Raw genomic sequence first — 26,810 nt, forward strand, 5'->3', positions numbered from 1 at the left:
ACACAATCTAAGGGACCATCGGGCGGGATCAATCAGACTATGGTCCTAATGCCCAAGGCATAGGTCGGACCGATGTAGAAACCTGAGATTTCGGCAATATTCTAGTGCGCAGTGATTTGCTGGATACGACCGCTGCCGCAGGCGGTGGACGTTTTGTGAAGGAAATGCGCATGAAAATCCGTTCCATTATCGGTGCAACGAGCCTCGGCTTCGTGCTTGCCCTCGCTCCCATGGGAGGAGCAGCTGTCGGTTTCACGCAGGCGGCATTCGCCAAGGGCGGAAACGGCGGCGGCAATGGCAATGGCAATGGCGGCGGCCATGGCGAAGGAAATTCTGGTCATGAAAAGTCCGGCAGCGACGATACAAGCAGCACTTCGACGAATGCGGCGACAGCACAGGGTGCTTCATCGTCATTGCTGGGGCATCATGCGGACAAACATTCCAGAGCCCACAGCGCAAGTTCGAAGACGCATGTCTCGAAGCCCGGCGAGGGTCGGCTCAGCTCGCTCAGGAGAGACTACCACGCCTACTTGAACTCGAAAGATCCCAAGATGGCAGCGCTCTCCGCCTATGTGAAGGCATATGCGGAATTCGAAATTCAATACGGAACGACGGCTGTGCCGACGGATCCGGCCCTCAGCGACAACGCCCTGCGTTCGGCGCTGGCGCAGCTGTCGAACAAGCCGGTGACGGATCAGACACTCGCCGAAGCAAAGAGCATTCTCGGGGTCGGAACAAACAGCGGAAAAATCGCTGAAGTCCGTGACGCACTGGAAAAGAAATCCGAAACCGCGTCGCCGTCCGAGAGCGATACGGCGACTGTCAATTGAAGGCACTGCGCTAGCAGTGCTTTGCGATGAGCATGCCGATCGCCGGGCGCTTATGCGACACGAAGTTTCTGCGATCGTGTTCACAAGTTTGAGTTTATGAGTTTGGCGTCGATGCACGCCATTCCCTAGCCGGTCCGCCCACCGGCTCTATCGCCGGGTCGGGCCTTCCGCCCCAGACGCTGCTCGATCCGGCGATAGGCAATTTGCTGCGTGACGCAAGTGACCAACTATAGAATGTGGTGTGCAAGAGCTTATGAGAGGCGCCTGCAGAAGCCAGTGCGAGAACCTCAGAGCTTGGGGGCTGTAAACCGGCCGCCTTCACGCTTCGGTCGGAGTGGATACGGCCATGGCGTACAGGGGGGTGGAGAGCGGCTGCCCGCTCCCCACGATGGCTAGTTCAGAATCTGGATAACCTTGCGCGAGGAAGGCTCGACGATCACGCGTTCGTGGTTGACGACTGCATAGGCATATCGCGGATTCTGCGGAACTGTGCGAACAACGACCGTATCCGGCAGTGACCTGCCAACGACCACTCGTTCGCGGACAACCATTCCTTCATCAGGCAAGGGCTGTTCGCGGACATAGGTGACCACCTTCTGAGGCGGCGGATCGATGGCCGTGCCGACAATGGCGCCAGCCACGCCGCCCACGGCAGCCCCGATCGGGCCACCGACAACGGCTCCGGTAACCGCGCCGCCTGCGGCGCCGGTGACGGTCGACGATTGGGCAAAGGCACATCCGGCGGTCAGGCCAAGCGCGAGTGCCGCAACACTAAGTACTTTCGTTTTCATCAGAATCTCCTTTCACCTTCTATTCGTCCGTCATTGACGGAACTGTCGGTAAAACAGAGCTTCGTCCCAGTCTGTTCCTCTCCTTGGGCTTCAGTCGGGTGAAATTGGGGCGGCGGTCTCACGATGCGTCGGACCAAAGCCTCACGCAAACGGCCTTCATCGGGACTATGGGGAATTCATCACGCTCCGAGCTTATTCCGGTGATGGAACACAGGGATTGCCTTAATACAGCTCTCGCGTTCGCGACTGCCGGAACCGGTTACCGGATATGGACGGATACAAGAGGCCAATCCGACAAAGGCTTCCGATCGCCTCGCATTAACGGCGGAGCGATCTCAATCCGTCAATGTCCGGTGCGGCTCGAAGAAGCCACGGATACGTTTCGCTCCGTGGTCCATGTGCTCGGCAGGTTTGCACATATGATCCCGACCAGCAGGATTACAGAGACCAGACCAATCAATGTTTCCCATGACTGCCGGCGAAACGGCAGCGGCCAGCGCGATCGGGACATGTTTGGATCATACGGCATTCACCAGCTCCATATCCAAGGGAGAGCCGTCAGCATCGACGTGGCCGTTCCGGTTGAGATCAAGGCTATGATCGCTTTCTTTTTCTGGCGCGCGTTCATCCATCAAGTTTATGTCCGTCGAATCCCGAATGTCTAGTACCTTGATCGACAATATCTGGTAACGAAGCCCCTTGCGATTGCTGGATCTGCCAATTTAAGTGAAGTATGGAGAAAATATTTCCGAGATTGGCCGTTATTGATGCGGCATGAGGGCGTGCATGCTTCAGTCGTGTGTCATACTGAAAATCTGTTCCAGAATTCGGGTGCGGCTGGTCATAGCGTACAGAAAGTGAGGTAGGTGGTTGTTGCGAAGAGATGACCTTCGAGCACCGGTGACTTTACCGTATTGGGGAATCAAGAGGGCTGACGACCGTCAAGGGCCTCGAGGCCCGGGAGGAGTCAGTGAGCCGGCCAATCAGTGGGGAATGACTTTCTTCACGGCCTGCGGAAGCGAGACTCGGCCGCATTTCCGGATGCCCTCGGCGGACACCTCAAGAGAGGTGTAGGACCGTCAGGTCGACACTTCTGACTTCTGCGCTAAATTGTCTGGTGCGAAAGAGTGGGCGCCGTCGGCTGTGTGGAATGCCCGTCCAGTTTTGCCGAGGCCGTTTCGGGCTGGATAAGCCAAGCTCCCAAGGCCGCCAGGGCGACGCAAACAAAGATGGTCAGAAGCGCCTTTCGAGCATATCGCCGCCGTTCGAATTTTGAGTCTTCATCATGTTCCATCATTATCTCCTTCGTCAGAGCCACGTCTGACGAATGAAAAGCCGATCTATCGTGGGTGTCGGTCCTTCGTACGGATCGCTGAACTGTGTTGCCAGTCTATCCATTCCACATGAATGGAATCCGAACGAACCCTGGGAGGAGTGCCGGATAATTGAGATCCTGCCAGTGATATCCTGAGTGCAGGCTGGAATTCTCAATCTTCTTAACGATCTGAAGGCGGCACATGGAATGACCTTCGTGCCTGTCAGCCACGATCCGGACGTGGTTGTCCGCTGGGGGAGGACACCCTCTTCGGCATCGGGATAGCGATGCTATACGGCCACGCGGTCGCGGCCGAAAATGTCGAGCTGCGAAAGGCGGATGGCTTCGCTCGCCGCCGACGTACTGCCGATGAATTCGTCGATCAGAAACGCCACATAGCCGCCCGTCATCTTGATGATGGCGATTTCACAGCTCCTTGAGGGACTGTTGCCCATCTTCGTCGCCAGATCATAAACCGGCACCAGTTCGCCACGATATGAGGTATGACCGAGCGCCCGGCGCGTATCGCCGTTATTGCGAAGCGGGCGCCAATTATCCGCCCGAGCGACAATCGTTCCGTCAATGAACGTGCATAAGGTGTCGTGCACGCGGACCGCGATTGCTGTGCGGCGACGAAGAAATGCTGAAAGAGGCATTGAGCACTTTGTCCCTTTAGGGACTCCCCGTTCAAAAGTGCAACCGTCTGAGGCAAAACCCGGCTTGAGGGTGCCTTGGCACTGTCATAGTGCCGCCGAACCTTGTTCGGCCAGACACATCTATGGTAGAGCCGTGGTCTTGATGATCGATTTTAGGTTTATCTAAAATTCTAACGAAGGCGTGTTTTTAGACCGAGCATCGGGCTGAAAGCATGATGAAAATCCGGGAATTGTAGCAAGCGGCGTTCTAGCTGTGCCTGCTGCGTCGAAAGGGCCGGACGAGAAATTCGGTCAAGTTTTGCGGCTCCCGGATATTGGGCAGGCCGACATCGGGCCATTCCGTGGCCTTCGGATAATAGGCGGTCCCGAACAGAATGTCCCAGATCGCCGAGCCGCTGCCGAAATTCTTGTCGAAGTGCTGTCGCTCGACCGAGTGGTGGATGCGATGAAAGCGGTTGTCGGGAAAGACGTAACGGACCCAGCCCAGGTTCAGTCGCGTCGAGCTATGCTCGAAATAGCCTTGCCAGCGCACGAAGAACACCCAGATCCAGGGAACATAGCCCTGCTTGAAATCAAAGAGCAGCGAGACGGGAATGATCAGGAACGGAATTCTGAAGATCTCCTCGCTGAAATGGTGGTTGCTGTTGAAGGCACTCATTTCCTCGAGCGAATGATGCTCGGCATGGAAGCGCCAGAAGAAGCTATTGCTATGCTGCAGCCTGTGGAACCAGTAGTAGAAGAACTCGCTGACCTGTAGAACGAGAAAAGAAGCAGCGATGGCTCCCAGCAGATGCAGCAGCCATGCATTCGAAAACTTGGAGAGGAACGTCAGGTCGATCGCAAACAGCGGCTTTATGCCGATGCCTGCCCAAAGCCAGTAGAAGAGCGTCAGGCTTGCCTTGGTTATGAGGATGTTCGTCACGCAGAAGATAGCGCCGCGAAGCCTCGATACATAGGTATAGCGAGACTTCGGAAAGGCGATCTCTGCGGCGAGCAACAGGAACGCGACCGGAAGAATACGATCGGTGTACTCCTCCATGAAATCGAGCAATTGAAGCAAATTTTCCATTGTCAATTTGCTATCCACGGAACGACGGAGGAGGCGATACCCCTCCTTTATCCGAGGATGGTTGTTGCTTCAACTTGATGATTAAAAACTGGTTAAAGGCATGCCGACCGGATTGGAGAGACGTTAAACACGTTCCGGATCGTGCTCGATCGCGATTCAGTCAGCCGTTAGCGCGGCGGTGGACTTGGAGGACCTGCGCGACTTGTCGCGCCATTCGAGCGGTGTCGTATCGGTGACGCGCCGGAACTCACGATTGAAGTTCGACTTGGTCTGAAAGCCGACATCGAACATGATCTCCGTCACCGGCTTCTCGGTTTCGGCCAGCAGCGTGCAAGCCTCCGCGATCCGGAACTCGTTGACATATTGCGAGACGTTCTTGCCGGTCGCGCGGTTTATGGCTGTGGAAATCTGCCGGGCGGGAATCGCGAGCTTGCGCGCCAGCCGGTCGAGATTGAGATCGACATCGCGATAGGCGCGCCTTTCCTTCATCAGTGTCTGTACGGCAGCAAGCGTCTGGGTGTCCTGAAGGATTTCAGGCGGCTGGATAGCCCCTCCCTTGTCGACGGGTGCGTGGCTGCGGCTGGCGGCAGCGCCTGCGGTGGCCAGGATGGCCAGTCCCAAGAGATTTCCGACGCTGATGACCTTCAACGCATACTCACCGCCGGCCCAGGCAAGATCCAGCCAGATGAAGGTATCGACCATCGCCGATAAAAGAAGAGCGCCGGCGGCAAAGAGGATGGCCCGATAGGTCGGGTCGGCATTTTCGAATGGCGCGAGACGAAGCGCGTCCGTGCCCGAGCGCATGAGAAGCAGGATCGCCACGGCATAGCCGACGTCGATCAGTACGATGGCGATATCGATCGCGTCGCGCCACATCGCGATCAGCGCGATAATGAGCCCGGCCGGGAGTGCATGCAGGCAGATCTGCTGAAGTGGGGAAAGCGAGCTTTTGCGCACCAGTCTGGACACGCCGAGATACGCAAGTGGCGGCACCATCGCGGCCGCCACCGGCATGACATACATGACGGGTTGAACGGCATAGCCCCATCGCAGACCGGAGAGCGTGGACTGAAATGCGCTGAGAAGGATCAGTGCCTGGAAAGGCAAATTGGGTGGCGCCTCGTCATCGCGAGCTTTGACGGCTGCAAAGAGAGTGACGAGCAAAATGGCGACGACAAACGGAAATGGAATGAAGAGCATTGATCGGTTCGTGAAGGATTGGCAGCAATTTTCCAGCCGATCATGCCGAAAGATAACCCGCGCCGCGACCTCAATCATGTTTAAGGTCATCAAAATCTTTGGGGAGAGGCGCCGGCCGGAACGAGGGCGGTCAATTTCGGTCGATCCCGTCAAACTCGGCGGTAGGGTCTAAGACCTTGCTGTGTTCGGCAACCTGCCCGGATTGATGACGTTGATCGGATATCCGGCCTTGCTCCGCAAGGGCATCCCTATCCTCTTCTCCTATTCGCTCCAAACCCTCAGCCCTCCTTTCTCGGATGCAGCGAGCGGAGGGGTGAACCAACTTAGATATGTTCAAAAATGGACGCAGACAGGCGGGCCGATTCCCCCTAGCGTTGGCCTCAATCGTGTATTCTGCGTACTGGTCGGTACTGGCTGGTTCTCGCAGCACGATCCGGCAGACTCCCTCTGCGCATGCCCGATTGCGGCGCGCGCAGATGGATTGCCCTTAAGGCCGCGCGCAAGAAATCCTGAGCGGACCCTGGCGTCATAGCCAGCAGGATGATCTGAAACGCTGCGGCCGATGGGCCATCCGATATGGCTATGTCGGCATTGAAGCCATAGCGACTGCGGCTCGATGCTCTCGGGCCGCACACCTGTCATGCTGTTCGATTTCATGGCGTCCGCGTCCTTGCGCCAGTCTCGCGGCCGATACGGGATTCCTCTTCGAGCGTAGCTTCGCCGCCCGCGGTCTCAGTCAAACCGGCAGTGATAAGGCACGGAACGACGGAGGGGACCCCGCATATCACTCAACGAGAAAAAGCGATCACTATGAGATTTTAATTTCTTCGCGCATTGCGCCGAATGGAACGGCTATGCATGTCGAGCCATTTTTGCGTGACAGCCAGTTGTCGAGATTGGAGCGCGAAGATGTATTTCGAATTGAAGGATACCACAGCCGATCTTCTGGCGAAGTGTCGCCGTCACGAAGAGCTTTGCGATCTTCCGCTCGATCTGATCGTCTCGGAACATGAGGCCTACGACATCCAGGCCGCGGCGCAGGATGCACTCGGCTTTGAGCGCAAGGGCTATGCGATTGTCGGCACGAGTGATCTGTCGTGCCGCACGTTCGGCCTCAAGGGGCCGATCTATTCAGAAATCCCGTCTGCCGCCCTGCAAAAGAGGCGCAAAATTTCCGCCTGCCGCCGGGAACCATCGGAATACAAAGCGAGCTCGTTTTCACGATGCTGAGGCCATTTCCGGACGAAGGCGAGCAAATCTCCCTCGACAGCGTGACTGATGCGATCATGGGCTGCCGCCCGGCAATCGGGGTCGTCGGCCGTCGGACGCGGCAGGCGTTTGCTGGCGCAAATGCTGCGATTGCGGATTTCGGCCTGCACGTCGCGACGCTTTGCGGCGACCATGCCGCAAACGTGGATATTGGCGATCTCGCGGGAATCGAGGTCACGGCGTTTCTGTTTCGGCAGACCATGGTGTCCGGCAGCTCGTCGGCGATCATGGGCAATCCGCTGAACGCAGTTGCGTGGCTTGCCGCTGCGCTTGCGGCAAAGGGCAGGCGGCTCGAGCCGAGCGATATCGTGGCGACCGGTTCCTGCACTGCGGTCCTCCAGGTCTGCGCCGGCCAACATTTGGCCGTCGACTTCGGGCCGCTCGGCCAGGTCGAATGCATCTTCAATTAAAGTGAATCAAGAGTCGAAAGGACGGACAATGCGGCCGCAGCGAAAGCCATTCGTGGTCGAGATCAAGAAGAACAGGCGTCCCCGCTCGAAATCCTCTCTTGAGCAAGCGAAGCGTGAGAGCACGAGCGCGAAGAAAGGTGCCAGGGCGAGTGTGGGCCTGACCCGTCAGTACGGGGATCAGGGCTGATGGTCAGTCGGAACATTCCTCACGAATATTTCCTGCTTTCCGCCACAAGGGAGGAAGGCCCCGTTGTCGGTTACATCAACGGCAAATCGATTTCGGCTGCCGTCGTGGACAGAAACGGCAGCCGCTATCGGTTCGTCGGCATCGCCGTTCGGGATCGCCAGGGCAGGCTCGACGTCCTGGCGCTCAGGCAGGGGGAATGGATCGTCGCACCAGATCTGATCTATGAGGCGGCAGCCTAGTGCCGAGCTTCCCCGGCACCCCATAGCATCAGCTCCTTGTCGAATATCTCAGCCTCTTCGGCGACTTCCGTCTGGTGGTCGATTTCGATCAGGATGCCGTGGATATGATCTCAGGCGATCATATAGCCGCCATCGATCGGCATGGAGATGCCGTTCACCATGGCCGCGGCGTCGGAAAGCAAGAACAGGATCACCTCCGCAACCTCTGTCGGTTCTACAAAGCGGCCGGCCGGAATGCGATCGCGCATGGGAGCTGCCTTTTCGGGATCGCTCCATGCTTTGACGGCCATCGGTGTCAGCGTCACCGTCGGATGCACGCCGTTGACGCGAATGCCCTTGGGCGCCAGTTCCCTGGCCATCACGCGCGTCAGGCCGTCCAAGCCGCCCTTCGACGCGCAATAGGACGCATGATCCGGTATGCCGATAAAGGCGGCAATGGAGGAGACATTGACGATTGCGCCGGGAAGGCCTCTGCCGATCAAAGAGCGAGCGAATTCCTGGGCCACGATCATCGGGGCGCGGGTGTTGACCGCATGCAGGTGGTCGAAGGCTTCGACCGTTGTCTCAAGGAACGGCTGCAGCTCGGTCGTGCCTGCGCAGTTGACAAGATAATCTGCGGGAAGCGCAGCGATTGCTGCCTCCCGTGTTCTATCGGCGTCGGCAAGATCGACCTGAATGGCTTCGCAACCCAGCTCATCGCGCAAGGACGCGACGTCGGCTGCGCCTCTGGTCAGCGCCACGACATGTGCGCCGCGCTTTATCAGCATTTCCGCCGTCACTCGACCGATGCCCTTGCCTGCGCCGGTGACGATCACTCTCTTGCCTTCGAAACTCATCGGAACTTCCTCTTTCGATCTCCTGCCTGTTTCCCGATCGAAGAGGCGAATGCGGCAGGGGTCAACATGAAAATGCAGCGTTCCATCCGAAGCGAACCGAATTTCTCCGCGGGCCAAGGCATCCGAAAGTCGCACAAGTCGCTGGATTTCACGGTGTCTGTCCCGGCGATCCATAATTGCCGCGTCGAAGGGCCGCGCTCGCAAGCCGCTGGAATCATGCTTGAATTCATTGCGAATGCTGAAATCGCCATGAAGAGAAGAATGCTTCTGGTCAGACGTTCAACACAGCATATATGTTTCGCCAGCGTTTCTTTTTGCTGGAAAACAATCAGCCTTGCGATGAGGATGGAGCGCAGCGACACGCCGCGGCGGGTTGAAAACAACAGGTATCGAAAGCAGGATTGCAATGAGTTCAGTACTGGCGCCCGACCAGCTTGGCCCAACGGTCTGCGTCGGGGAAATCCTCGTGGAAATCGTCGCCACGACGGTCGGCAATGGTTTCATGGAGGCACAGCCGCTCGTCGGACCGTTTGCCAGCGGCGCGCCGGCGATCTTCATTTCCCAGTGCGGGCGGCTTGGCGGCAGCGCAGCGATGATCGGCGCTGTCGGCGCCGATGATTTCGGCCGAGTGAATCTCGAAAGGCTCAAGGGCGACGGCGTCGATATCTCGGCAATATCCATCGACCCGGACTATCCGACAGGCAGCGCCTTCGTTCGCTACCGCAAGGACGGTTCCCGCGACTTCGTCTATAATATCGCGACGTCTGCGGCCGCTCGCTTTGGCTGGAGCGAGGGCGTCAGCAATCTCATCGGCCGTGCCGGACACCTGCATGTGATGGGCTCGGCGCTATCCGTTCCGAGCGCATGCGAGGTGATCGATAAGGCAGTCGATATCGTCAAGGCCCGCGGCGGCACGCTTTCCGTCGATCCGAACATTCGCAAGGAACTCAAGCTCGACGAGGCGACCGAACAGCGGTTTGCCCAGCTCGTGGCCAAGGCCGATCTGCTGCTGCCCTCTGGGGAGGAGCTTGAGCGTGCCGCCGGCGTCGAGGGCGAAACCAGTGCGATCCGCCGCCTGTTCGAAATCGGGGTCAAGGAAATCGTGCTGAAGCGCGGAGCCGATGGCGCCACTTATTACAGCAGGGAAGGCGAGCGCGTTGATGCGCCGGCCTTCATCGTCAGCGAAATCGATCCGACCGGCGCCGGCGATTGCTTCGGTGGCGCCTATCTCACCTGCCGCCGTCTGGGCATGTCGGCGACGGACGCCCTGATCTATGCGGCTGCGGCAGGCGCGCGCAATGTCACCGTTGTCGGCCCGATGGAGGGAGCCGGCACCCGAGAGCAACTCGACGCGTTCATCGCAGCCACGGAAAGACGTTCCTGATGCGGATCCGTTCCGGCGGAGCGGCCATGCTTGGAGGTACAGGCCGTTCTATGGCGATCGCTCCATAGGCGCGGTAAGCCTGATCGCACGATGGATGTCGCGGATTATCCGGCGCCTTGCCAATGACTGCCCGGTCTGCGTGCCGTCAAATGATAGCTGTTTTAACCCAAGGAGGAGAAGACGATGGACGAATTGAAGGGGAAAATCGCCGCGGTGACCGGTGCGGCATCGGGGATCGGGCTGGCCTCGACGGAAGCCATGATTGCGGCGGGGGCGAAGGTCATCCTCGTCGATCGCGATGAGAGAGCATTGGCATCGGTGTGCGAGCGCCTGGGTGACCAAGCCATCCCGCTTGCGCTCGATCTGCTCGATCCGGAGCAATGCGCCTCGCTGTTGGATGGCATTCTCGCCAAGGTCGATCACCTCGATATCCTTCATGCGAATGCCGGCACCTATATCGGCGGCGACTTGGTGGAGGCCAATCTCGATGCCATAGACAGGATGCTCAACCTCAACGTCAATGTCGTCATCAAGAATGTTCGAACCGTGGCGCCGCATATGATCGAGCGCGGGACGGGCGACATCATCGTCACGAGTTCGGTCGCGGGGCACTCAGCGATCCCTTGGGAGCCTGTCTATTCGCCCTCGAAATGGGCAATGACCTGCTTCGTCCAGACCATGCGGCGCCAGCTTCTGAAGAGCGGTGTTCGAGTCGGCTCCGTTTCTCCAGGCCCGGTCATCAGCGCCTTGCTCGCCGACTGGCCCGAAGAAAACTTGCGCAATGCCAAGGAAGCCGCCGCCTTGATCGAGCCCAAGGAAGTCGCCGATGCCATCATGTTCATGTTGACACGACCGCGCAACGTGACGATCCGCGACGTCGTGGTTCTGCCGAGCGCCTTCGACATCTGAGGAGCAAAGCCATGGGCTATCAGGAGAAATTCCGGCTCAACGGCGAGCGCGCTGTGGTTACCGGCGGGGGTCGTGCCATCGGCCTTTGCTGCGTAGAGGCACTGGCCGAAGCGGGTGCTGCAGTCGTCGTCATCGAGCGTGACGAGGCCGATGCACGGGGAGCTCTCGTGTTGCGGGACAAGGGTTACGATATCGATCTGCGGACCGGTGACGTCACGGACTCCGCGCGAATGGAAGCGATCGCCACGGAATTTGCCGATGGCGGCCGTGCCGCGACGATCCTGGTGAACAATGCCGGGATCGGCCAGAGCGGCATTCCCTCGCAGGATGTTAGCGACGCTGATTGGCTTCGAATGATGGATGTCAATGTCAACGGCGTGTTCTGGTGTTCGCGCGCCTTCGGCCGTTACATGATTGCTCGGAAACGCGGCGCCATCGTCAATCTCGGTTCGATGTCCGGAATCATCTGCAACCGGCCGCAGCCGCAGACGCAGACGCCATACAATGTTTCGAAGGCCGCGGTCCATCATCTCACGCGGTCGATGGCGGCGGAATGGGCAGAGCATGGCGTCCGGGTGAATGCCGTCGCTCCGACCTATATCGAGACGCCTATGGTGATGGCGGTCGAGGCCAATCGTGAGCGCATTCCGGCCTGGCTTGCCGATACGCCGATGGGGCGGATGGGAACACCGGAGGAAGTTGCCAGCGCGGTTCTCTTCCTGGCATCGGGTGCTGCGAGCCTGATGACGGGTGCGATCGTCAATGTGGATGCCGGCTTCACCTGCTGGTAAGCCCATCCCGCTGGGGAGGTGCATTCGTTGCAAGCGTAGCTGCCCGGCAGAGTGGGTGCTCTTCGGTCCGCATTCGGCCGGGGCGCACCTTTTGCCGCCGGCAGACGTCTCACATTCCCGGAGCCGACCGACTATATAAAGCTTCAGCGGTGATCCTGAAGACGGGTCGCGCATCTCCGCAATCGCGATTGAGTTTACTCAACCTTGATGTCGCAAATGATCTGGATATTTTACCAGATTAAGTAGTACGCTTTCGAGATCAATACCGGTGCGGGATTCTTCGGCGCCCTCGGGTACGGATATTTCCGTAAGGAAACGATAAGCAGGTAGTTGTCATGTTCTTAGAAGCAGCCCTTTCTCGCTTGATCAAAATCGGAACGCTTACGGTCATTTTTCCGGACGGTTCCACGCGCAGTTTCGGTACGGGGTCGGAACCGCGCGCAACGATGAAAATAAATACTGCCCGTGCAAAACGCCGTCTGCTCCTCAATCCGGCCTTGGCGCTAGGTGAGGGCTATATGGATGGCGAAGTCGAGCCGGCATCCGGCGATCTCTTCCAAATGGTGGATTTGCTTGCCCTCAATCTGATGGAAGGCGGAAGCCATCCTTTCGAAAAGCTGATGGAAAAGGTGCGCTGGCTGCGCCGAAATCTCGATCAATTGAATTTTGCCGGTCGCTCGAAGCGCAATGTCGCGCATCACTACGATCTCGATGCGCGGCTCTACTCCTTGATGCTGGATGACGACAGGCAATATTCCTGCGCCTATTTCCCCATCGGCGACGAGACGCTGGAAGAAGCGCAGCTCAAGAAGAAGCGGCATATAGCATCGAAGTTGATGCTCGATCGCCCCGGCCTTGAGGTTCTGGATATCGGCTGCGGATGGGGCGGCATGGCGCTCTATCTCGCCAAGGAGTTCGGAGCGAGGGTCACCGGCCTCACCCTTTCGGAAGAGCAATTGCTGGCCGCACGAGCCCGCGCGAAGGATGCCGGGCTGGAGCATATGGTCACGTTCGAGCTGCTGGATTATCGCTCCTGGACGCGTCCGGTCGACCGCGTCGTCTCGGTCGGCATGTTCGAGCATGTGGGCATCAACCATTACAAGACCTTCTTCGACAAGATCCGCTCCGTGCTCAAGGAAGATGGCGTTGCACTGATCCATGCAATCGGCCGGGCGGATGGTCCCGGCAGCACGAATCCATGGATTGCGAAATATATCTTCCCCGGCGGCTATTCGCCGGCGGTCTCCGAAGTCCTGTCCGTAGTTGAGAAATCCGGTCTCTGGACGACCGACATTGAGATCCTGCGCCTTCATTATGCCAAGACGCTCGAGCAGTGGCGCGACCGTTTCATGAAGAACAGAAGCACCTTGGCCAAGCTCTATGACGAGCGGTTCTGTCGGATGTTTGAATTCTACCTCGTCGGGTCCGAACTCGCCTTCCGTCGCATGGGTCACATGAACTGGCAATTGCAGCTGACGAAGAACGTTTCCGCTCTGCCGTTGGCCCGTGACTATATGGTCGATATCGAGCGGGCGCGGGCTGTCATTGCCGAGCAGGGAAAGGCGGGGCCGATCGAAGCCGCGAGCGCGCGGGCAAGGCGAGATCTGACCTTGCACGACGAGCGCAAATCCCGTCAGCAAAATCAATCTGGAGCCGAGTCCTCGCGCAACCTTTAGAAACTGCTTGCAGCCCGGCATGAGGGCTTGGCTGGACATGGGCACAATGTCTTGCCCGGCCATTCCTCGGTCGCGAGCCGGTATATATCGCAGCGTTGCGGCGAGTAGGCGCCGCGCCTGCAATCAGGGCGTTTGAGTGCCGGTATGGCTGCGAGCGCCCAATACACTCGCGGAAATGCAAGATCCCTGTGGCATATGGCCCACACTCGTCGATTGAGTTTGTGCGACTATGGTGTTGGCGAACTTGTCATCACAGGTTCCGAGTGGCTATGAGGTCATCACCACTTAATGATTAGACATGTCGCCTCTTTTGGCCTCATCGGTCGAAGGCGCGATATCAATGTGCGAGGTTTGTTAGGATAGGAATGCGCTCAACCAAGAATGAAAAGACTCTCTCCCGGCGGGCTTTCATGCTCGGGTCGATCTCTGCGACCGCAGCGCTTGCGGGCTGTGCCACCACGGCCCCGGTCCCAACTCCCATTGCAGCCCCTGTTCGTATGCCACCCGTCGTTCCGGTGGCGTCAGAACCTCAGAGCGTCATCACGCCCGATCCAGAACTCGAAGCACGCTATGCCTCCGTGGTCGATGGCGGCCATGTCATTCCGGCCGTGCCTTATCGCAAGCTGGACCCCAAATTCTATCGTCAGCGCGTCCCCGATCCGACCGGCGAGGCGCCGGGTACGGTCGTCGTGGATACGGCATCGAGATTTCTCTATGTCGTGGAGCGCGGCGGCACGGCCATGCGCTATGGTGTCGGCATCGGCCGCGACGGCTTTGCATGGCAGGGCGAAGGGATCATCCATTGGCGCCAGCATTGGCCGCGCTGGAAGCCGCCGGGCGACATGATCGCCCGCAAGCCCGAACTCGCGAAATATTCAGTTGCCAATGGCGGCATGGACCCGGGGATCAAGAACCCTCTGGGTGCCCGCGCTCTCTATATCTTCCAGAACGGCAAGGACACGCTCTACCGTCTGCATGGTTCACCGGAATGGCGCTCGATCGGCAAGGCGGCATCGTCTGGCTGCGTTCGATTGGTCAACCAGGACGTCATCGACCTCTACGAGCGTATTCCATACCATGCGCGCATCGTCGTTCATCAGACGCCGCTTCAAAGCAAGGCGATTTCTGCCTGAGAGAAAGCGGCTTCCCTTTCAAGGGGGATTGTAGGGCTATAATCTCCTTCTCCCTGGTGGGGAGAAGGAGATCGCGCAAACCTTTAGCGATCAGGGCAACAGACTGCGCTGCTGGCTTTGACGCTGAGCCTCCTGCGCGGCCTTGAGCTGCGCCTTCGTATACATCAGCGCATGTTCGGCAAGGTCGCGTCCGTCGTCCCAGAGGTTGCGCCAGATGCCGAGAATGCCTTCGAGCGGTTGGCCGACGACGCGAGAGGAGAAGGATTCGAAGGTGATGGGTCCCTTGTAGCCGGAACGGACGAGAGCCCGGAAGACGCCGGTGAGATCGATTGTGCCCGAGCCCATATAGCCGCGATGGGAATCTCCGGTATGGAAATATCCAAGGTAATCGCCAGTTTCGAGAATGGCGGCCTGAATATCGGATTCCTCGATATTCATGTGATAGACGTCCAGATGCACCTTCACGTTCGGCATGCCGATGCGTTTGCACATCTCAACAGCCTGGGCGGCGGTGTTCAGCACGTTGGATTCGTAGCGGTTCACGACTTCCAGCACCAGCGTAATGTTGCTTTTCGCCGCCGTCTCGGCCACCTGACGCAGAATGTCGACCGATTGCGCGACGCCGGCCGCCGTCGTCGGCTCGGTATATTTGCCGAAGGCCGAATGCAGGATACCGCCGATATATTCGCCACCGCAATCGCGGCAGACGGCGATCGCCTGTTCCAGCTTCTCCTTGCCGCGCCGCCCCTTCTCCTTGTCGCCGCTTGAGATGTCGGTTTCAAAATCGAGACCGAGCGAGAAGTTGATGCCGATGCTATTTTTTTCCAGCTGGCGGCGCGTGAATTCGGGATCGATCAGGCTTGGATCGAGCGCCGGCGCCTCGATGAAATCATAGCCTACCTCGGCGCTGTTCGCGATGGCGCGGGCGCATTCGTCGCGGCTCCAGCCGGCCTCCCATACCAGCGCGTGAACTCCCAGCTTGTTCATGATCGTCCTCCCGGTTTCGTGGATGCAAAAAATATTTGCTGCGCTGCAAAAGATATGAATCGTTTTATACTTGAAAACGCTCACGTTGACACCGCATGTATGCTGGTATAGCTTACAATAAAACGTTTCACCAGAATTTTCGTAGTATCAATCTGAGATTGTTGAAGGGAGGGCAGAATGTCGAAATCGCGAACCCCTTCCATCAAGATGGTGGCTGATAGGGCAGGCGTCTCGGTGGCAACCGTTTCGAATGTCCTTAACGGCAAGCCCACGGTCTCTCCGGATTTCGCCAGGCGCGTGAACGACGCGGTGCTTGAGCTTGGCTATGTCGTCGATCTCGGCGCATCGCGGTTGCGCTCGCGCAAGGCGCAGCTTGCCGGCGTCGTCGTGCCGGATCTCACCAATCCGATGTTTGCCTCCTTTGTTTCCACGCTGGAGCATCTGGCGCGTCTCGACGATTACGATCTGGTGGTCGTCTCCGCGCGCAACAATGCCGAGGAGGAGGCCGACCGGCTGCGCAAGATCCGCTCATGGCGTCCGGCCGGCCTGATTGTCATCCCCTGTGATGGCGCCTTTGCCGAACGCTTGCCGAACGGCTTCTTCGCACCGGTCGTGCTGGCCGACCGTATACCGGACGCGGCCGGTTTCGATTTGATCGCGGTCGACAATGGCCCGGCCGCCGGCTCGATCGCCGCTCATCTCGACAAGCAGGGTTATGGTGATTGCCTGGTTCTGGGCAGCAGCCTTTCGATCACCAATGTTCGCGAACGCTGGGAGGGCGTGCGAGCCGCGGCCGGCCGTATGCATGTCGAAATGTTGGAAATCGGCATAGACGATGCCAATGGCGCGCAGCACCTCGAGGAGCGGCTGCGTCAGCGCCCCTTGCCTAGCGCGCTGTTTTCGCTCGACCACGGCACGACGCTTCTGACTTACCGCACCATGGCGGAGATCGGGCTTTCCGTGCCCGGCGATCTCGCCTTTGCAAGCTTCGACGAGATGGAATGGATGAGGCTGGTCGCACCCGGCATTACGGCGGTGCGCCAGCCCGTTGAGGAAATGGCCGAGCAGGCCTGGGCGCTGTTGTTGCGACGTATGACCGGCTCCGGAGGAAAGCCGGTTACGCGGCGCCTGCGCTGCGCCGTCGAGATCCGCGGTTCGACGCCGCGGAGCCCGCTTGAGGAGGCGGGTAACACGAAACTGGGAGGAGAAAAATGGAAGTTACAAGACGAACCCTACTCGCCGGATTAGGCGGAGCCGTCGTCGCCGGCACTCTCGGCGGTACGATCGGTGTGGCGCAGGCGGCCGGGCCGCAGGTCGGCGTCGTGGTCAAGATCGGCGGCATTCCATGGTTCAATGCCATGGAAGTCGGCATCAAGAAGGCCGCGCCTGAATACAAGGCCAATGCCTGGATGGTCGGGCCGACGCAGGCCGATGCCGCACAGCAGGTGCGTGCGATCGAGGATCTGATCGCCCGCAAGGTTGCCGTCATCGGCATCGTGCCGAATGATTCCGCTGCCCTCGATCCCGTTCTCGGCCGTGCGAGGGCCGCAGGCATCAAGGTGCTGGCCCATGAAGGGCCGAACCAGAAGGAAGCCGATTGGGACTTCGAGCTGACGACCATCGAAGGCTATGGTCAGGCCCATATGGACCTGCTTGCCAAGCAGATGGGTGAAGAAGGCAAATATATCGTCTATGTCGGATCGCTGACGGTTCCCCTGCATAATGCCTGGGCCGATGCGGCGATTGCCTATCAGAAGCAGAAATATCCGAAGATGGAAATGCTCGGTGACCGCTTTGGCGTGGCCGAGAGCCTGGATGACAGCATCAAGACCACGCAGGATCAGCTGCGTGCCCATCCGGATCTCAAGGGTATCCTGACATTCGGATCGCAAGGTCCGATCGGCGCGGCGCGTGTCCTCGACGACCGCGAAAAGGCGAAGTCGATCGCGCTCGTCGGCGGCTTCTCGCCGGGGCAGGGCGTCAAATATGTCAAGTCCGGCACCATCCGCGGCGGCTTCATCTGGAATCCGATGACGGCGGGCGAAATCTTCGTCCAGCTCGCCTCCCTGCTGGCGGCCGGCAAGGAGCCGACCGACAACATGGAGCTGACCGGCGTCGGCAAGGTGCGTGTCTATCCGGACAAGAAGCTCATCCAGGCACAGAAGCTGGAGTCGCTCGATAAGGAAAATATCGACCGGCTCGTGGCACTTGGTCTCTAAAGCATTTCCAGGAAAAATGTGTAGCGGTTTTCCGTTCGGAATGCGTAAGAAACCAAGAGGATAGAGCTTTTCCGCAATTCGAAGAAAAGCGGAAAAGTTCTGGCTGTTCCTCCCGAGGGCCGGCGGCAGGCTTGAATGCCGCCGCCGGCCGACCCGATACAATCGGAGTGGATCGATGAGCGATGAAATTCCGTTTCTGCGTTTGACTGGACTGTCCAAACGGTTCGGCGGCGTGCGTGCATTGGAAGAGGTCGACTGGGATGTGCGGCCCGGCGAGATTCATTGCCTGGTCGGCGAAAACGGCTGCGGCAAGTCGACCCTTATCAAGACCGTGGCCGGCGTGCATCCGCCTTCGGCTGGTATGATCGAGATCGAAGGCAAGCCGGTTCTTCCGCTTGATCCCGCACGCGCCAAGGCTATGGGAATCCAGGTGATTTTCCAGGACCTGTCCTTGTTTCCCAACCTGTCTGTCGCTGAAAATATCGCAGTCGAAAACCATCTCGACCGGCTGGTGAAGCCTGTTAACTGGAAGCGAATGCGGGAGAAGGCAAGCGCTGTCCTTTCCAGGCTAGGCTTTGCACTCAACCTCGATCTCGTGGTTTCCGATCTTTCGGTGGCCGAGCGCCAGATCGTTGCGATCGCACGCGGTCTGGCAGCCGAGGCACGGTTGATTTTCATGGACGAACCGACGGCGTCGCTGACGCGAGCCGAGGTCGATCGCCTCTTGGGGATCGTCGGACGGCTCAAGGCGGACGGTATCGCCGTCGTCTTCGTTTCCCACCGGCTCGACGAAGTCGTCGAGATCGCCGAGCGCGTCACTGTCATGCGCGACGGCCGCAAGGTCGGCACCTGGCCCGCCGATCAAATGAATGAAAAGAAGATCGCTCATCTGATGACGGGGCTCGATATCGATCACGCGATCGTTGCCCGCAACATGGGTGAGGCCGCGCCTATTCTGGAAGTCGATGGTTTGTCGCGCCGCGGCGAGTTCGCCGATATCGATTTTATCCTGCGTCGTGGCGAGGTGCTTGGCATTTCCGGATTGCTGGGATCGGGCCGCACTGAGCTTGCCCTGACGCTGTTCGGCATGCATCGGGCCGAAAGCGGCAGCATTCGCCTTGAGGGCAGGGAGCTTCTACTCCGCTCAAATCGCGATGCCGTACGCGCGGGCATCGCTTATGTTTCCGAGGATCGCCTGAGCCTCGGCGTCATCCTGCAGCAGTCGATCGGCGACAATATCATGCTCGCCGTCATGAGGGGCATGGCGAGCCGGCTGGGGCTTATTCCCGACAAGGCACGCAGGCAGCTCGCCGAGGATTGGATCAAGCGGCTCGCCATCAAGGTTCCCTCGGCCGATCGCGCCGTGCAGACCCTTTCAGGTGGCAATCAGCAGCGTGTCGTGCTGGCGAAGTGGCTTGCAACGCGGCCGAAGGTGCTGATCCTCGATTCCCCGACGGTCGGCGTCGACATCAAGAACAAGCAGGGCATCTATGATGTGGTGGCCGAACTGGCGCGCCAAGGCGTCGCGATCATCCTTATCTCCGACGAAGTCTCCGAACTCTTTGCGACCTGCGATCGCATCCTGCACATGCGTGCCGGCCGCATCGTCGGCGAAGCGGTGCCGGGTGAAGTCAGCGAGGCCAACATGAAGGAGCGCATCTATGCGTGAGCACAGTCAAACGGCCGGACCGTCCTTTGTCGCACAATTGAGGCGGCGTCCCGAAGCGTGGCTTCTGGCCGTCATTGCCGCGGTCGTGATCGTCTTTTCCCTGACGGCCCGCGATTTCCTGACGCTCGCCAACATCATCGATTTGCTCGAAACCTATTCCGTGCAGGCGATCATGGCGATGGGCCTCTTCGTCGTGCTGGTTTCGGGCGGCATCGACATCTCCTTCGCGGCGACAGCCTCCGTGGCACAATATTGCGCGGCGCTGCTTGCCACGCAGTTCGGCTTCTCCGCGCCCGTCGTCATTGGTTTTGGCCTGGCGATCGGCGTCGGTCTGGGTTGCCTGAATGCGCTGCTGGTTCATTATGTGCGCATCACCTCGATCATCGCGACGATCGCCATGATGAGCGTCAGTTTCTCGCTGCTGATGTATTTCTCCGGTGGCAAGTCGATCTATACGTTGCCGGATTGGTGGACGAACCGCATCGTCTTCTGGCGCATGGAAACGGCATCGGGCGATATCGTCCGCGTGACGTTGCCGATCGTCGCCATGGTGGTGGTGACCCTGTTCACCTGGGCGTGGATGACGCGCTCGTCCGTCGGGCGGCAGCTCTATGCGATGGGCGGCAATGCGGAGGCGGCGCGGCGGATCGGCATGAATATCGGCCGGCTGCAATTCGTCGCCTACGGCTATCTCGGGCTGATGGCAGCAATTGCCGGCCTGTTGCAGGCCCATCGGGTCGGCGAAAGCGTGCCCAATGCCATGTACAATACGGAACTTGCGGTGCTGTCCGCCGCGGTGCTCGGCGGCGCGAGCCTGACTGGCGGCATCGGCACCGTGCCCGGCGTCCTGCTCGGCATCGTGCTTCTGGCCGTGCTGCAGAACGGGCTCAACCTGCTCGGCGTCTCCTCCTATTTCTTCCAGATCGTCATCGGCATCACCATCCTGGTTTCGACTTCGATCACCGTCATCAGTTCGCGACCCGGCCGCCGTCATCGCATCATCGCAGGAGCGCCGTCGAATGGCTGAACCTCCGCTTCTCTATAATCTCAACAGCAGCCTCACCGATCTGATGACGCGTATGCGGACGGGCATTCCCGGCGCCCATACCGGGCTTGTCGTCCTTCTGGTCTTTCTGGTTGCCGGCTTCTCCCTGTTCATTCCCAATTTTGCTTCGCTCGGTACGCTGCAATCCTTCATGTACCAGCTGCCGCTGCTCGGGCTCCTTTCTCTCGCGATGATGGCGCCGCTGATAACAGGTGGCCTCAATCTGGCAATCATCGCGACCACCAACCAATGCGCGCTGCTGATGGCCTTCATCATGCAGAGCCTGATCACGCCTGACAGTGGCACCGGGACGGCACTCGCCGTTATCGTGCTGGCGCTCGTCGCCGGCCTTGTGCTCTGCCTGCTTATCGGTCTTATCACCGGCGCGCTCATTGCCTATACCGGCGTTCACCCGATTCTCATCACGCTCGGCACGAAATCGCTGATCGACGGTATCAGCATTTATCTGACCCGCGGTATGGCCCTTTCGGGCATACCGGACGGTTTCAGCCGCATCGGCACGACGACCATTGTCGGGGTGCCGCTGATCTTCCTGCTGCTGATCGTGGTCGCCGTCATCGTCAGCCTCATATTGCGGCGCACCGCCTTCGGTGTCGCCTGCGCCATGATCGGCTCCAATATCGAGGCAGCCCGCTATTCCGCGATCGACACGCGCCGGATGCTGGTCGGCGTCTATGTCATGTCGAGCCTGATCTGCTTCTTCGCCGCCCTGGTCATGCTGGCGACCTTCAACTCGGCGAGCGCGGACTACGCGCAATCTTATCTGCTGGTGACGATCCTTGCGGCTGTTCTCGGCGGTGTCGATCCCTTCGGCGGCTTCGGCACGGCGGGCGGGTTGATGCTGGCGCTGGCGATCCTGCAGGTCATCTCCTCGGGCTTCAACCAGTTCGGCCTCAGCAATTACCTGACTGTCGCAATATGGGGCGGCATTCTCATCTTCGTCGCTGCGGTCCAGACGGCTCGACCCTACCTGATGTGGCTGCTGCCAACACGTTTCTTCGGTCCAAAATGAGCATCGTTGCGGTTTTCGACATCGGCAAGACCAATGTGAAGCTGTCGGCGGTAACTGATGACGGCCGCGTACTGGAAACACTGTCGACGCCGAATACCGTGAGGGATGGCCCGCCCTATCGCCATCACGATCTCGACAGTCTGGAGGTCTGGCTCATAGATAGCCTGACGGAGCTGGGACGCAGACACGATATAGGCGCGATCATTACTTGCGCACATGGGTCCGGCGGTGTGCTGGTCGACGGACAGGGTGCTGCAATGCCGATGATCGACTATGAGCAGCCGATCCCCGCGGATGTCGAGGCTCGTTACAGGGCAATTGCCGGTTCCTATCGCGAGAGGGCAAGCGCCATCATGCTGGGTGCGGCGCATTTGGCGCGGCAGATGCTGTGGCAGGAAATGTACTGGCCGGAGACTTTTGCGGCGGCCTGCGCCTATCTCGCCACGCCGCAATATTGGGCGTTCCGCCTGTCCGGCGTGCTGGCGAGCGAGGTGACGAGCCTTGCAGCACAGTCTCATCTGTGGGCATCTGCCGACGGCCGGCCGGCATCGCTCGTTGCAAGCCGTGGATGGCAGCGTCTCATGCCGCCGATGCGACGAGCATGGGAAACGCTTGGCCCGTTGAAACCTGAACTTGCTGCGCGATGCGGCCTGGAAGCGACGACGCGCATCCTGTGCGGCGTGCACGATTCCTCGGCCAATCTATACCGCTATCAGGCGGCCGATCTTTCCGATTTCACCGTTGTCTCCACAGGCACCTGGATCGTTGCATTGACCGATCGCGGCGGTGTCGATTTCAGCGTCGAGCGACCTGGTCATTCCTGCAATGCCGATGTCTTCGGCAACCCGACGCCGGGTATGCTGACCATGGGCGGCCGGGAATTTTCGATCGTCGCGGCAAAAGCTTCGGGTCCCGCCTCGTTGCAGGCACTTCGGATGATCGTGGCGTCAGGTACCTTTGCACTGCCGACATTCGGCTCGGATGACGGGCTCTTTCCCGGCACGGCCCACCGCGGTCGTCTCGAAGGCCCGCTTGCGGAGGAGGAAGACGTCCGGTTCACGCTCGCAGTACTCTATTCGGCGCTGCTGACCGCCGCCTGCATTCAGGACCTTCCCCCCACGGAGGCGGTGGTGCTGGACGGCAATTTCGTCGTCGATCCCCTTTATGGCGCCATCGTTGCGGCCTTGCTGTCCGATCGACGCGTGCTCGTCAGCCGCAGCACGACGGGAACGGCGACGGGCGCCGCTATGCTGGCGTCCCATGAAGGGCGTGCTTCACCTGTAGCACTGGTGGCCGAAGCGCCCGATATTTCCGGCCTTCCCGAGCTTTTATCCTACCGACAACGCTGGCAAACCCTGATCAAGACAATGGAGTGATATCGTGGCGACTTATGATGACAATGCCCTGCGCGAAGACATGGTGGCGATCTGCCGCCGGATGAATGCATCCGGCATCAACCAGGGAACGGCCGGCAACGTGTCGGTGCGAAATCCCAAGGGATTTCTGGTCACGCCAACCTCTCTGCCCTACGACATGATGCAGCCGAAGGACCTGGTGCAGATGTATTTCGATGGCAGCTATGAGGGTGAGCGCCGGCCATCGTCCGAGTGGCGGTTCCATCGCGATATTCTCGCATCCCGCGGGGATATCGATTGCGTGCTCCATTGCCATTCGGTCTATGCGACCACGCTTGCCGTACACCACAAGACCATTCCGAGCTTTCACTATATGACGGGTGTCGCGGGCGGCACGACGATCCGCTGCGCACGTTACGCCACCTTCGGAACGCAGGCTCTTTCCGATGCTGCGATCGAAGCCCTGCAGGACAGGCTAGCCTGCCTGCTCGGTCAGCATGGGCAGATCTCGCTCGGGAAGACACCGGCCGCCGCCCTTGCGCTTGCCATCGAGGTCGAAACCCTCTCCCGCCTTTATGTGCAGGCGCTGACGCTTGGCGAGCCGCCCATTCTCGATGACGAGGAGATGGCACGTGTCATCCAGCAGATGAAAAATATGAGCTATGGACAGGCACCGGATCTGGATGGGGTCAACGATGTGGCAAAGCGACGGCAATAATCCCTCGCAGCCTTCAATCGTCTCGCTGCGAAGTCTTGACATGTGTGCGACTGAGTAGCACCTTAGGCGTCTGAAGGAGATTGTCCCGTGAGCGTCAAGTCGTCGATATCGTTGACCGATCAGCAGGATGCATTTGCTCGCTCGCTTGTCGAGACGGGCCGCTATTCCAGCCTGAGTTCGGTTCTCCAGCAGGGTCTGGAACTGCTGCGACAGAAAACGGAAGCGGAAGCGGTCGAGACGGAGGGGCTGCGCAGGCTCATCCAGCGCCGCCTCGACGGACCGAAGATCCCGGCTCAGGACATGGAAGAGCGGATCGAGAGCATGATCGAGCGCAAACGGCGAGCTCTTCGTGTGGAGCCTTGAATATTCCAGGGATGCCGATCTCGATTTCGAGCTGACCTTCGATCATCTGTTTGCGGCCTATCTCGATCTTGGAGACTCGTCGGAAGAAGCTCTGGAGCGCGCGGCCAACCGTATTCGCGAACTCCGTCTGGAAATCGATCGGTTGGTCGAGACCCCATATATCGGCACATTGCGGCCGGATATCTATCCTGGCATCCGCTTCCTGCGGCGCGACAAGGCCGCCGTCTGGTTTCTACCGATCGAGGAACGCAAAACGATCGTCGTTGCGGCGATTTTCTTTGGCGGTCAGGATCACATCAGGCGGATGCTGGCGCGCATGCTGCAGCGCTAATGCTCCAAGTGTCTGCTCGAATGAGGTTTCCGGCTCCGAGCCAAGCCGTCTCTTATTGGTTGCGACCCATTGGCATCCATCCTGATGCCACTTCGGCAATCTGCGTGTAATGTAGCCGCAATCTTTGGCTGTCAGTGGGGGCGAAGGATGGCAATCGCCGTCCTTTGGGGAAAAGTCATTGCGAATTTTGCTGCTTGAGGATGAGCCTGAAATGGCCCGCGCGCTGCTTGAAGCGTTGCGACGCCGCGATGTGCTTGCCGACCATGTCCGCACGATTGCGGATGCCGATGCCATGGCCCGCGTCGGAACCTATGACGTCCTCGTGCTGGATCGTCGCCTGCCTGACGGCGAAGGACTGGATCTTGTGGCGACACTGCGTCAGCGCAAGCATCCCGTACCGATCCTCGTGCTGACAGCGCTCGGCAGCGTCGATCACCGCGTCGACGGGCTCGACAGCGGTGCCGACGACTATCTTGCCAAGCCTTTCGCGATCGAGGAATTGCTGGCGCGCCTGAGAGCTCTCCAGAGGCGGGGACCAACGGTCTCCGACAGATATCTGACCTTCGGCAATCTGAGCGTCGATCCCCGGACCAATGAAATCTTCGTTGGTGGCGCGCTCGTCGAATTCTCGCGGCGCGAATATTTGGTGCTGGAGACGCTGATGCGCCGTCCGAACCGCATCGTGACGAGGCCGAGCCTGATCGAAGCGGTTTATGCCCTCGACGACGAAATAGGATCGAACGCCCTGGATGCGCACATCTCGCGCATTCGAAAGAAGCTGCTTCTGGCTGAGGCCACGGTCGAGATAAGAGCCGTGCGGAACATCGGCTATCTGATCGGGGCGAAGGCATGAACGCAGAACGCAGCCGATCGCTACGCTGGGGACTGATAAAACGCCTGATCGTCCTGCAGGCCTTTCTTCTTGTTCTTTTCTTCGTCCTTCTCGTCGCCTGGTTATGGATCATCAATCCGGAGCTGGAAGATGCCAATGAAGAGGCCGTCCGTGTCGTCGCCCAGCAGATTACAAGGGATGATGACGGGCAGTTGCAGGTGGCCGAGACGCAGGAGGTGATAGAGCTGAAGCAGCGCTATCCGGACCTCTGGTTCATGATCCGCGACCATAAGGGAGTACTCTTTCAATATGGAGAGATGCCGGCCGCGGCTCTCAACGAGAGCTTTCCATGGACGATCGAACGGGTGAGGGTCGAAGCCGCCAACGGGGTGCATGCCACGGTCGAAAACCGGGAGACGTCCATCGGCCAGCTGCAGATCATGGCGGCTACCGAACGCGGCTTTGACAATGACGGTCTGAATGTGTGGATCAACATGCGCGTCGAGATGGCCAGGGGACCTCATGGCGAAATCGAATGGCTCAAGGTATTGCCGGCGCTGGCATTCGTCGTTTTGATCGGCGTCGTTCCCATACTGGCGTTGACGGGCGTTGCGACGCTGCTCGTCACACCGCGTGCCGTCGGCCGGTCGCTGAGCGGTCTGGTGGAGACGGCAACGCAGGCGCAGGCGATCGACTTCGACAGCCGTTCGGCCCGCCTCGAGCACTCGAAGGTGCCGACCGAGATCATCCCTCTGGTCGACGCGTTCAACCATGCCCTCTCGAAGCTGGATGAAGGATATAACAGACACAATCGCTTTCTTGCCGATGCCGCTCATGAGCTGCGAACGCCGATCGCGATTGCGCGGACACGGGCGGACCTTCTGCCCGATGCCGAAGTCAGTCACCAGCTTCGGGACGATATCGACCGTCTATCCCGCGTCGCCCATCAACTCCTGGAGATGCAGGCGATCGGCGCGGTCGAATTGCGTGCGGAGAAGACGGATCTGAATGTGTTGGTCGAAAACATCGCCGCCGATCTTGCCCCGATTGCGATGGATGCGGGCTATGATTTTGACTTCGAGCCGAGCCCCGAGGAAGCAGTCTTCGTGATCCAGACATCGACTATCGAAATGGCTGTGGTCAATCTGATCCGGAATGCGATCGACCATGCCGAAGGGAAGGGCTCGATCGTCGTTCGCGTCGGCGCCGGCGGCACCATCGATGTCTGCGACGAAGGCCCCGGCATACCGCTGGCGGAGCGTGATCGCGTCTTCGAACCGTTTCGGCGCATCAATGCCAGTTCATCCGGTGCGGGGCTGGGATTGAACCTGGTCAAGAAGGCCGCCGAACTTCACGGTGGACGGGTTTCGTTTCTGGACACCGGCCACGGTTTTTGCGTGCGGCTGCAGATCGGCTCTATACCGCCGTCGGTCGTGGTGGCGGACATGGGTTGGCGGCAACAGCGGTGAATGCCGGTCCGAAATCGCGGATGCCGGCTATTGCAGCGCAAAATCCTGAAACTGTTTTCATTTTCTCAGCGGTCAGGGCTCGGATATTTGATTT

General features: G+C 59.4%; 27 protein-coding genes. 20 read left to right on the forward strand and 7 right to left on the reverse strand.

What is annotated here, in order from left to right; all coding sequences use genetic code 11:
- Positions 1 to 170 precede the first annotated feature (170 nt).
- Positions 171 to 830, forward strand: coding sequence for a hypothetical protein (locus GA0061103_RS04695; RefSeq protein WP_092707524.1), 660 nt, complete (start codon positions 171 to 173; stop codon positions 828 to 830).
- Positions 831 to 1,222: 392 nt separating this feature from the next.
- On the opposite strand, the gene GA0061103_RS04700 is transcribed toward GA0061103_RS04695, so the two are convergent.
- The 4 genes from GA0061103_RS04700 to GA0061103_RS04725 all read right to left on the reverse strand — a co-directional run bounded on the left by GA0061103_RS04700 (position 1,223) and on the right by GA0061103_RS04725 (position 5,861).
- Positions 1,223 to 1,621, reverse strand: a complete 399-nt coding sequence (locus GA0061103_RS04700) for a DUF1236 domain-containing protein (protein WP_092707526.1) — start codon at positions 1,619 to 1,621, stop codon at positions 1,223 to 1,225.
- Positions 1,622 to 3,226: 1,605 nt separating this feature from the next.
- Positions 3,227 to 3,592, reverse strand: coding sequence for a chemotaxis protein CheW (locus GA0061103_RS04715; protein ID WP_092707530.1), 366 nt, complete (start codon positions 3,590 to 3,592; stop codon positions 3,227 to 3,229).
- A gap of 247 nt (positions 3,593 to 3,839) precedes the next feature.
- Positions 3,840 to 4,661 carry a sterol desaturase family protein gene (locus tag GA0061103_RS04720; RefSeq protein WP_092707532.1) on the reverse strand — a complete coding sequence of 274 codons (822 nt, stop codon included), beginning with the start codon at positions 4,659 to 4,661 and terminating at the stop codon, positions 3,840 to 3,842.
- Between the two features lie 156 nt (positions 4,662 to 4,817).
- A complete protein-coding gene (locus tag GA0061103_RS04725; RefSeq protein ID WP_092707534.1) occupies positions 4,818 to 5,861 on the reverse strand; it encodes a helix-turn-helix domain-containing protein in 1,044 nt (347 codons plus the stop codon).
- A gap of 909 nt (positions 5,862 to 6,770) precedes the next feature.
- On the opposite strand from GA0061103_RS04725, the gene GA0061103_RS35325 reads away from it, so the two are divergent.
- From GA0061103_RS35325 to GA0061103_RS04735, 3 genes are all read left to right on the forward strand, one after another.
- The gene (locus GA0061103_RS35325) at positions 6,771 to 7,091 is read left to right on the forward strand and encodes a hypothetical protein (RefSeq protein WP_245304654.1); all 321 of its coding nucleotides are present in this window, start codon (positions 6,771 to 6,773) and stop codon (positions 7,089 to 7,091) included.
- Positions 7,085 to 7,540 carry a fumarylacetoacetate hydrolase family protein gene (locus GA0061103_RS35330; protein ID WP_245304655.1) on the forward strand — a complete coding sequence of 152 codons (456 nt, stop codon included), beginning with the start codon at positions 7,085 to 7,087 and terminating at the stop codon, positions 7,538 to 7,540. The genes GA0061103_RS35325 and GA0061103_RS35330 overlap by 7 nt, the downstream gene beginning before the upstream one ends.
- Before the next feature lie 186 nt (positions 7,541 to 7,726).
- Positions 7,727 to 7,966, forward strand: coding sequence for a hypothetical protein (locus GA0061103_RS04735; protein WP_092707536.1), 240 nt, complete (start codon positions 7,727 to 7,729; stop codon positions 7,964 to 7,966).
- Positions 7,967 to 8,076: 110 nt separating this feature from the next.
- Here the strand turns inward: GA0061103_RS04735 and GA0061103_RS04740 are convergent, their stop codons facing one another.
- Both GA0061103_RS04740 and GA0061103_RS04745 read right to left on the reverse strand, forming a co-directional pair.
- A complete protein-coding gene (locus GA0061103_RS04740; protein ID WP_092707538.1) occupies positions 8,077 to 8,802 on the reverse strand; it encodes an SDR family oxidoreductase in 726 nt (241 codons plus the stop codon).
- Positions 8,799 to 9,185, reverse strand: a complete 387-nt coding sequence (locus tag GA0061103_RS04745) for a hypothetical protein (RefSeq protein ID WP_092707539.1) — start codon at positions 9,183 to 9,185, stop codon at positions 8,799 to 8,801. The genes GA0061103_RS04740 and GA0061103_RS04745 overlap by 4 nt, the downstream gene beginning before the upstream one ends.
- Before the next feature lie 23 nt (positions 9,186 to 9,208).
- Here GA0061103_RS04745 and GA0061103_RS04750 point away from each other — a divergent pair, with 23 nt between their 5' ends.
- The 5 genes from GA0061103_RS04750 to GA0061103_RS04770 all read left to right on the forward strand — a co-directional run bounded on the left by GA0061103_RS04750 (position 9,209) and on the right by GA0061103_RS04770 (position 14,695).
- Positions 9,209 to 10,186, forward strand: a complete 978-nt coding sequence (locus tag GA0061103_RS04750) for a tagatose kinase (protein WP_092707541.1) — start codon at positions 9,209 to 9,211, stop codon at positions 10,184 to 10,186.
- A gap of 183 nt (positions 10,187 to 10,369) precedes the next feature.
- On the forward strand, positions 10,370 to 11,095 hold the full coding sequence (locus GA0061103_RS04755) for an SDR family oxidoreductase (RefSeq protein ID WP_092707543.1): 726 nt from the start codon (positions 10,370 to 10,372) through the stop codon (positions 11,093 to 11,095).
- A gap of 11 nt (positions 11,096 to 11,106) precedes the next feature.
- The gene (locus GA0061103_RS04760) at positions 11,107 to 11,886 is read left to right on the forward strand and encodes an SDR family NAD(P)-dependent oxidoreductase (protein WP_092707545.1); all 780 of its coding nucleotides are present in this window, start codon (positions 11,107 to 11,109) and stop codon (positions 11,884 to 11,886) included.
- A gap of 335 nt (positions 11,887 to 12,221) precedes the next feature.
- Positions 12,222 to 13,562 (forward strand): SAM-dependent methyltransferase, encoded by a 1,341-nt coding sequence (locus GA0061103_RS04765; RefSeq protein WP_092707547.1) that lies wholly within the window; start codon positions 12,222 to 12,224, stop codon positions 13,560 to 13,562.
- Between the two features lie 410 nt (positions 13,563 to 13,972).
- Positions 13,973 to 14,695 carry a L,D-transpeptidase gene (locus GA0061103_RS04770; protein ID WP_425349458.1) on the forward strand — a complete coding sequence of 241 codons (723 nt, stop codon included), beginning with the start codon at positions 13,973 to 13,975 and terminating at the stop codon, positions 14,693 to 14,695.
- Positions 14,696 to 14,785: 90 nt separating this feature from the next.
- Here GA0061103_RS04770 and GA0061103_RS04775 read toward each other — a convergent pair whose 3' ends face one another.
- Positions 14,786 to 15,682, reverse strand: coding sequence for a sugar phosphate isomerase/epimerase family protein (locus GA0061103_RS04775; protein ID WP_092707551.1), 897 nt, complete (start codon positions 15,680 to 15,682; stop codon positions 14,786 to 14,788).
- Between the two features lie 177 nt (positions 15,683 to 15,859).
- Between GA0061103_RS04775 and GA0061103_RS04780 the strand changes: the two genes are divergently transcribed.
- The 11 genes from GA0061103_RS04780 to GA0061103_RS04830 all read left to right on the forward strand — a co-directional run bounded on the left by GA0061103_RS04780 (position 15,860) and on the right by GA0061103_RS04830 (position 26,716).
- The gene (locus GA0061103_RS04780; protein ID WP_092707553.1) at positions 15,860 to 16,930 is read left to right on the forward strand and encodes a LacI family DNA-binding transcriptional regulator; all 1,071 of its coding nucleotides are present in this window, start codon (positions 15,860 to 15,862) and stop codon (positions 16,928 to 16,930) included.
- Positions 16,894 to 17,901 (forward strand): substrate-binding domain-containing protein, encoded by a 1,008-nt coding sequence (locus tag GA0061103_RS04785; RefSeq protein WP_092707555.1) that lies wholly within the window; start codon positions 16,894 to 16,896, stop codon positions 17,899 to 17,901. The genes GA0061103_RS04780 and GA0061103_RS04785 overlap by 37 nt, the downstream gene beginning before the upstream one ends.
- Before the next feature lie 175 nt (positions 17,902 to 18,076).
- Entirely contained in the window at positions 18,077 to 19,570 is a 1,494-nt protein-coding gene (locus tag GA0061103_RS04790; RefSeq protein WP_092707557.1) for a sugar ABC transporter ATP-binding protein, read from the forward strand.
- Positions 19,563 to 20,597: an ABC transporter permease gene (locus tag GA0061103_RS04795; RefSeq protein WP_092707559.1), complete on the forward strand. Its 1,035-nt coding sequence runs from the start codon at positions 19,563 to 19,565 to the stop codon at positions 20,595 to 20,597. Before GA0061103_RS04790 ends, GA0061103_RS04795 begins: the two co-directional genes overlap by 8 nt.
- Positions 20,590 to 21,648 (forward strand): ABC transporter permease, encoded by a 1,059-nt coding sequence (locus tag GA0061103_RS04800; protein ID WP_092707561.1) that lies wholly within the window; start codon positions 20,590 to 20,592, stop codon positions 21,646 to 21,648. The genes GA0061103_RS04795 and GA0061103_RS04800 overlap by 8 nt, the downstream gene beginning before the upstream one ends.
- Complete coding sequence (locus tag GA0061103_RS04805; RefSeq protein ID WP_092707563.1) at positions 21,645 to 23,024, forward strand: FGGY-family carbohydrate kinase; 1,380 nt, start codon at positions 21,645 to 21,647, stop codon at positions 23,022 to 23,024. Before GA0061103_RS04800 ends, GA0061103_RS04805 begins: the two co-directional genes overlap by 4 nt.
- Positions 23,025 to 23,064: 40 nt before the next feature.
- Entirely contained in the window at positions 23,065 to 23,721 is a 657-nt protein-coding gene (locus GA0061103_RS04810) for a class II aldolase/adducin family protein (protein WP_092708661.1), read from the forward strand.
- 87 nt (positions 23,722 to 23,808) lie between these two features.
- The gene (locus GA0061103_RS04815) at positions 23,809 to 24,084 is read left to right on the forward strand and encodes a ribbon-helix-helix domain-containing protein (protein ID WP_092707565.1); all 276 of its coding nucleotides are present in this window, start codon (positions 23,809 to 23,811) and stop codon (positions 24,082 to 24,084) included.
- Positions 24,071 to 24,415: a type II toxin-antitoxin system RelE/ParE family toxin gene (locus GA0061103_RS04820; protein ID WP_092707567.1), complete on the forward strand. Its 345-nt coding sequence runs from the start codon at positions 24,071 to 24,073 to the stop codon at positions 24,413 to 24,415. The genes GA0061103_RS04815 and GA0061103_RS04820 overlap by 14 nt, the downstream gene beginning before the upstream one ends.
- A gap of 178 nt (positions 24,416 to 24,593) precedes the next feature.
- Positions 24,594 to 25,268, forward strand: a complete 675-nt coding sequence (locus GA0061103_RS04825; protein WP_092707569.1) for a response regulator transcription factor — start codon at positions 24,594 to 24,596, stop codon at positions 25,266 to 25,268.
- Complete coding sequence (locus GA0061103_RS04830) at positions 25,265 to 26,716, forward strand: sensor histidine kinase (protein WP_092707571.1); 1,452 nt, start codon at positions 25,265 to 25,267, stop codon at positions 26,714 to 26,716. The genes GA0061103_RS04825 and GA0061103_RS04830 overlap by 4 nt, the downstream gene beginning before the upstream one ends.
- Positions 26,717 to 26,810: the final 94 nt, after the last annotated feature.

This window comes from Martinezella multihospitum, assembly GCF_900094585.1.
GTDB lineage: Bacteria > Pseudomonadota > Alphaproteobacteria > Rhizobiales > Rhizobiaceae > Rhizobium > Rhizobium multihospitium.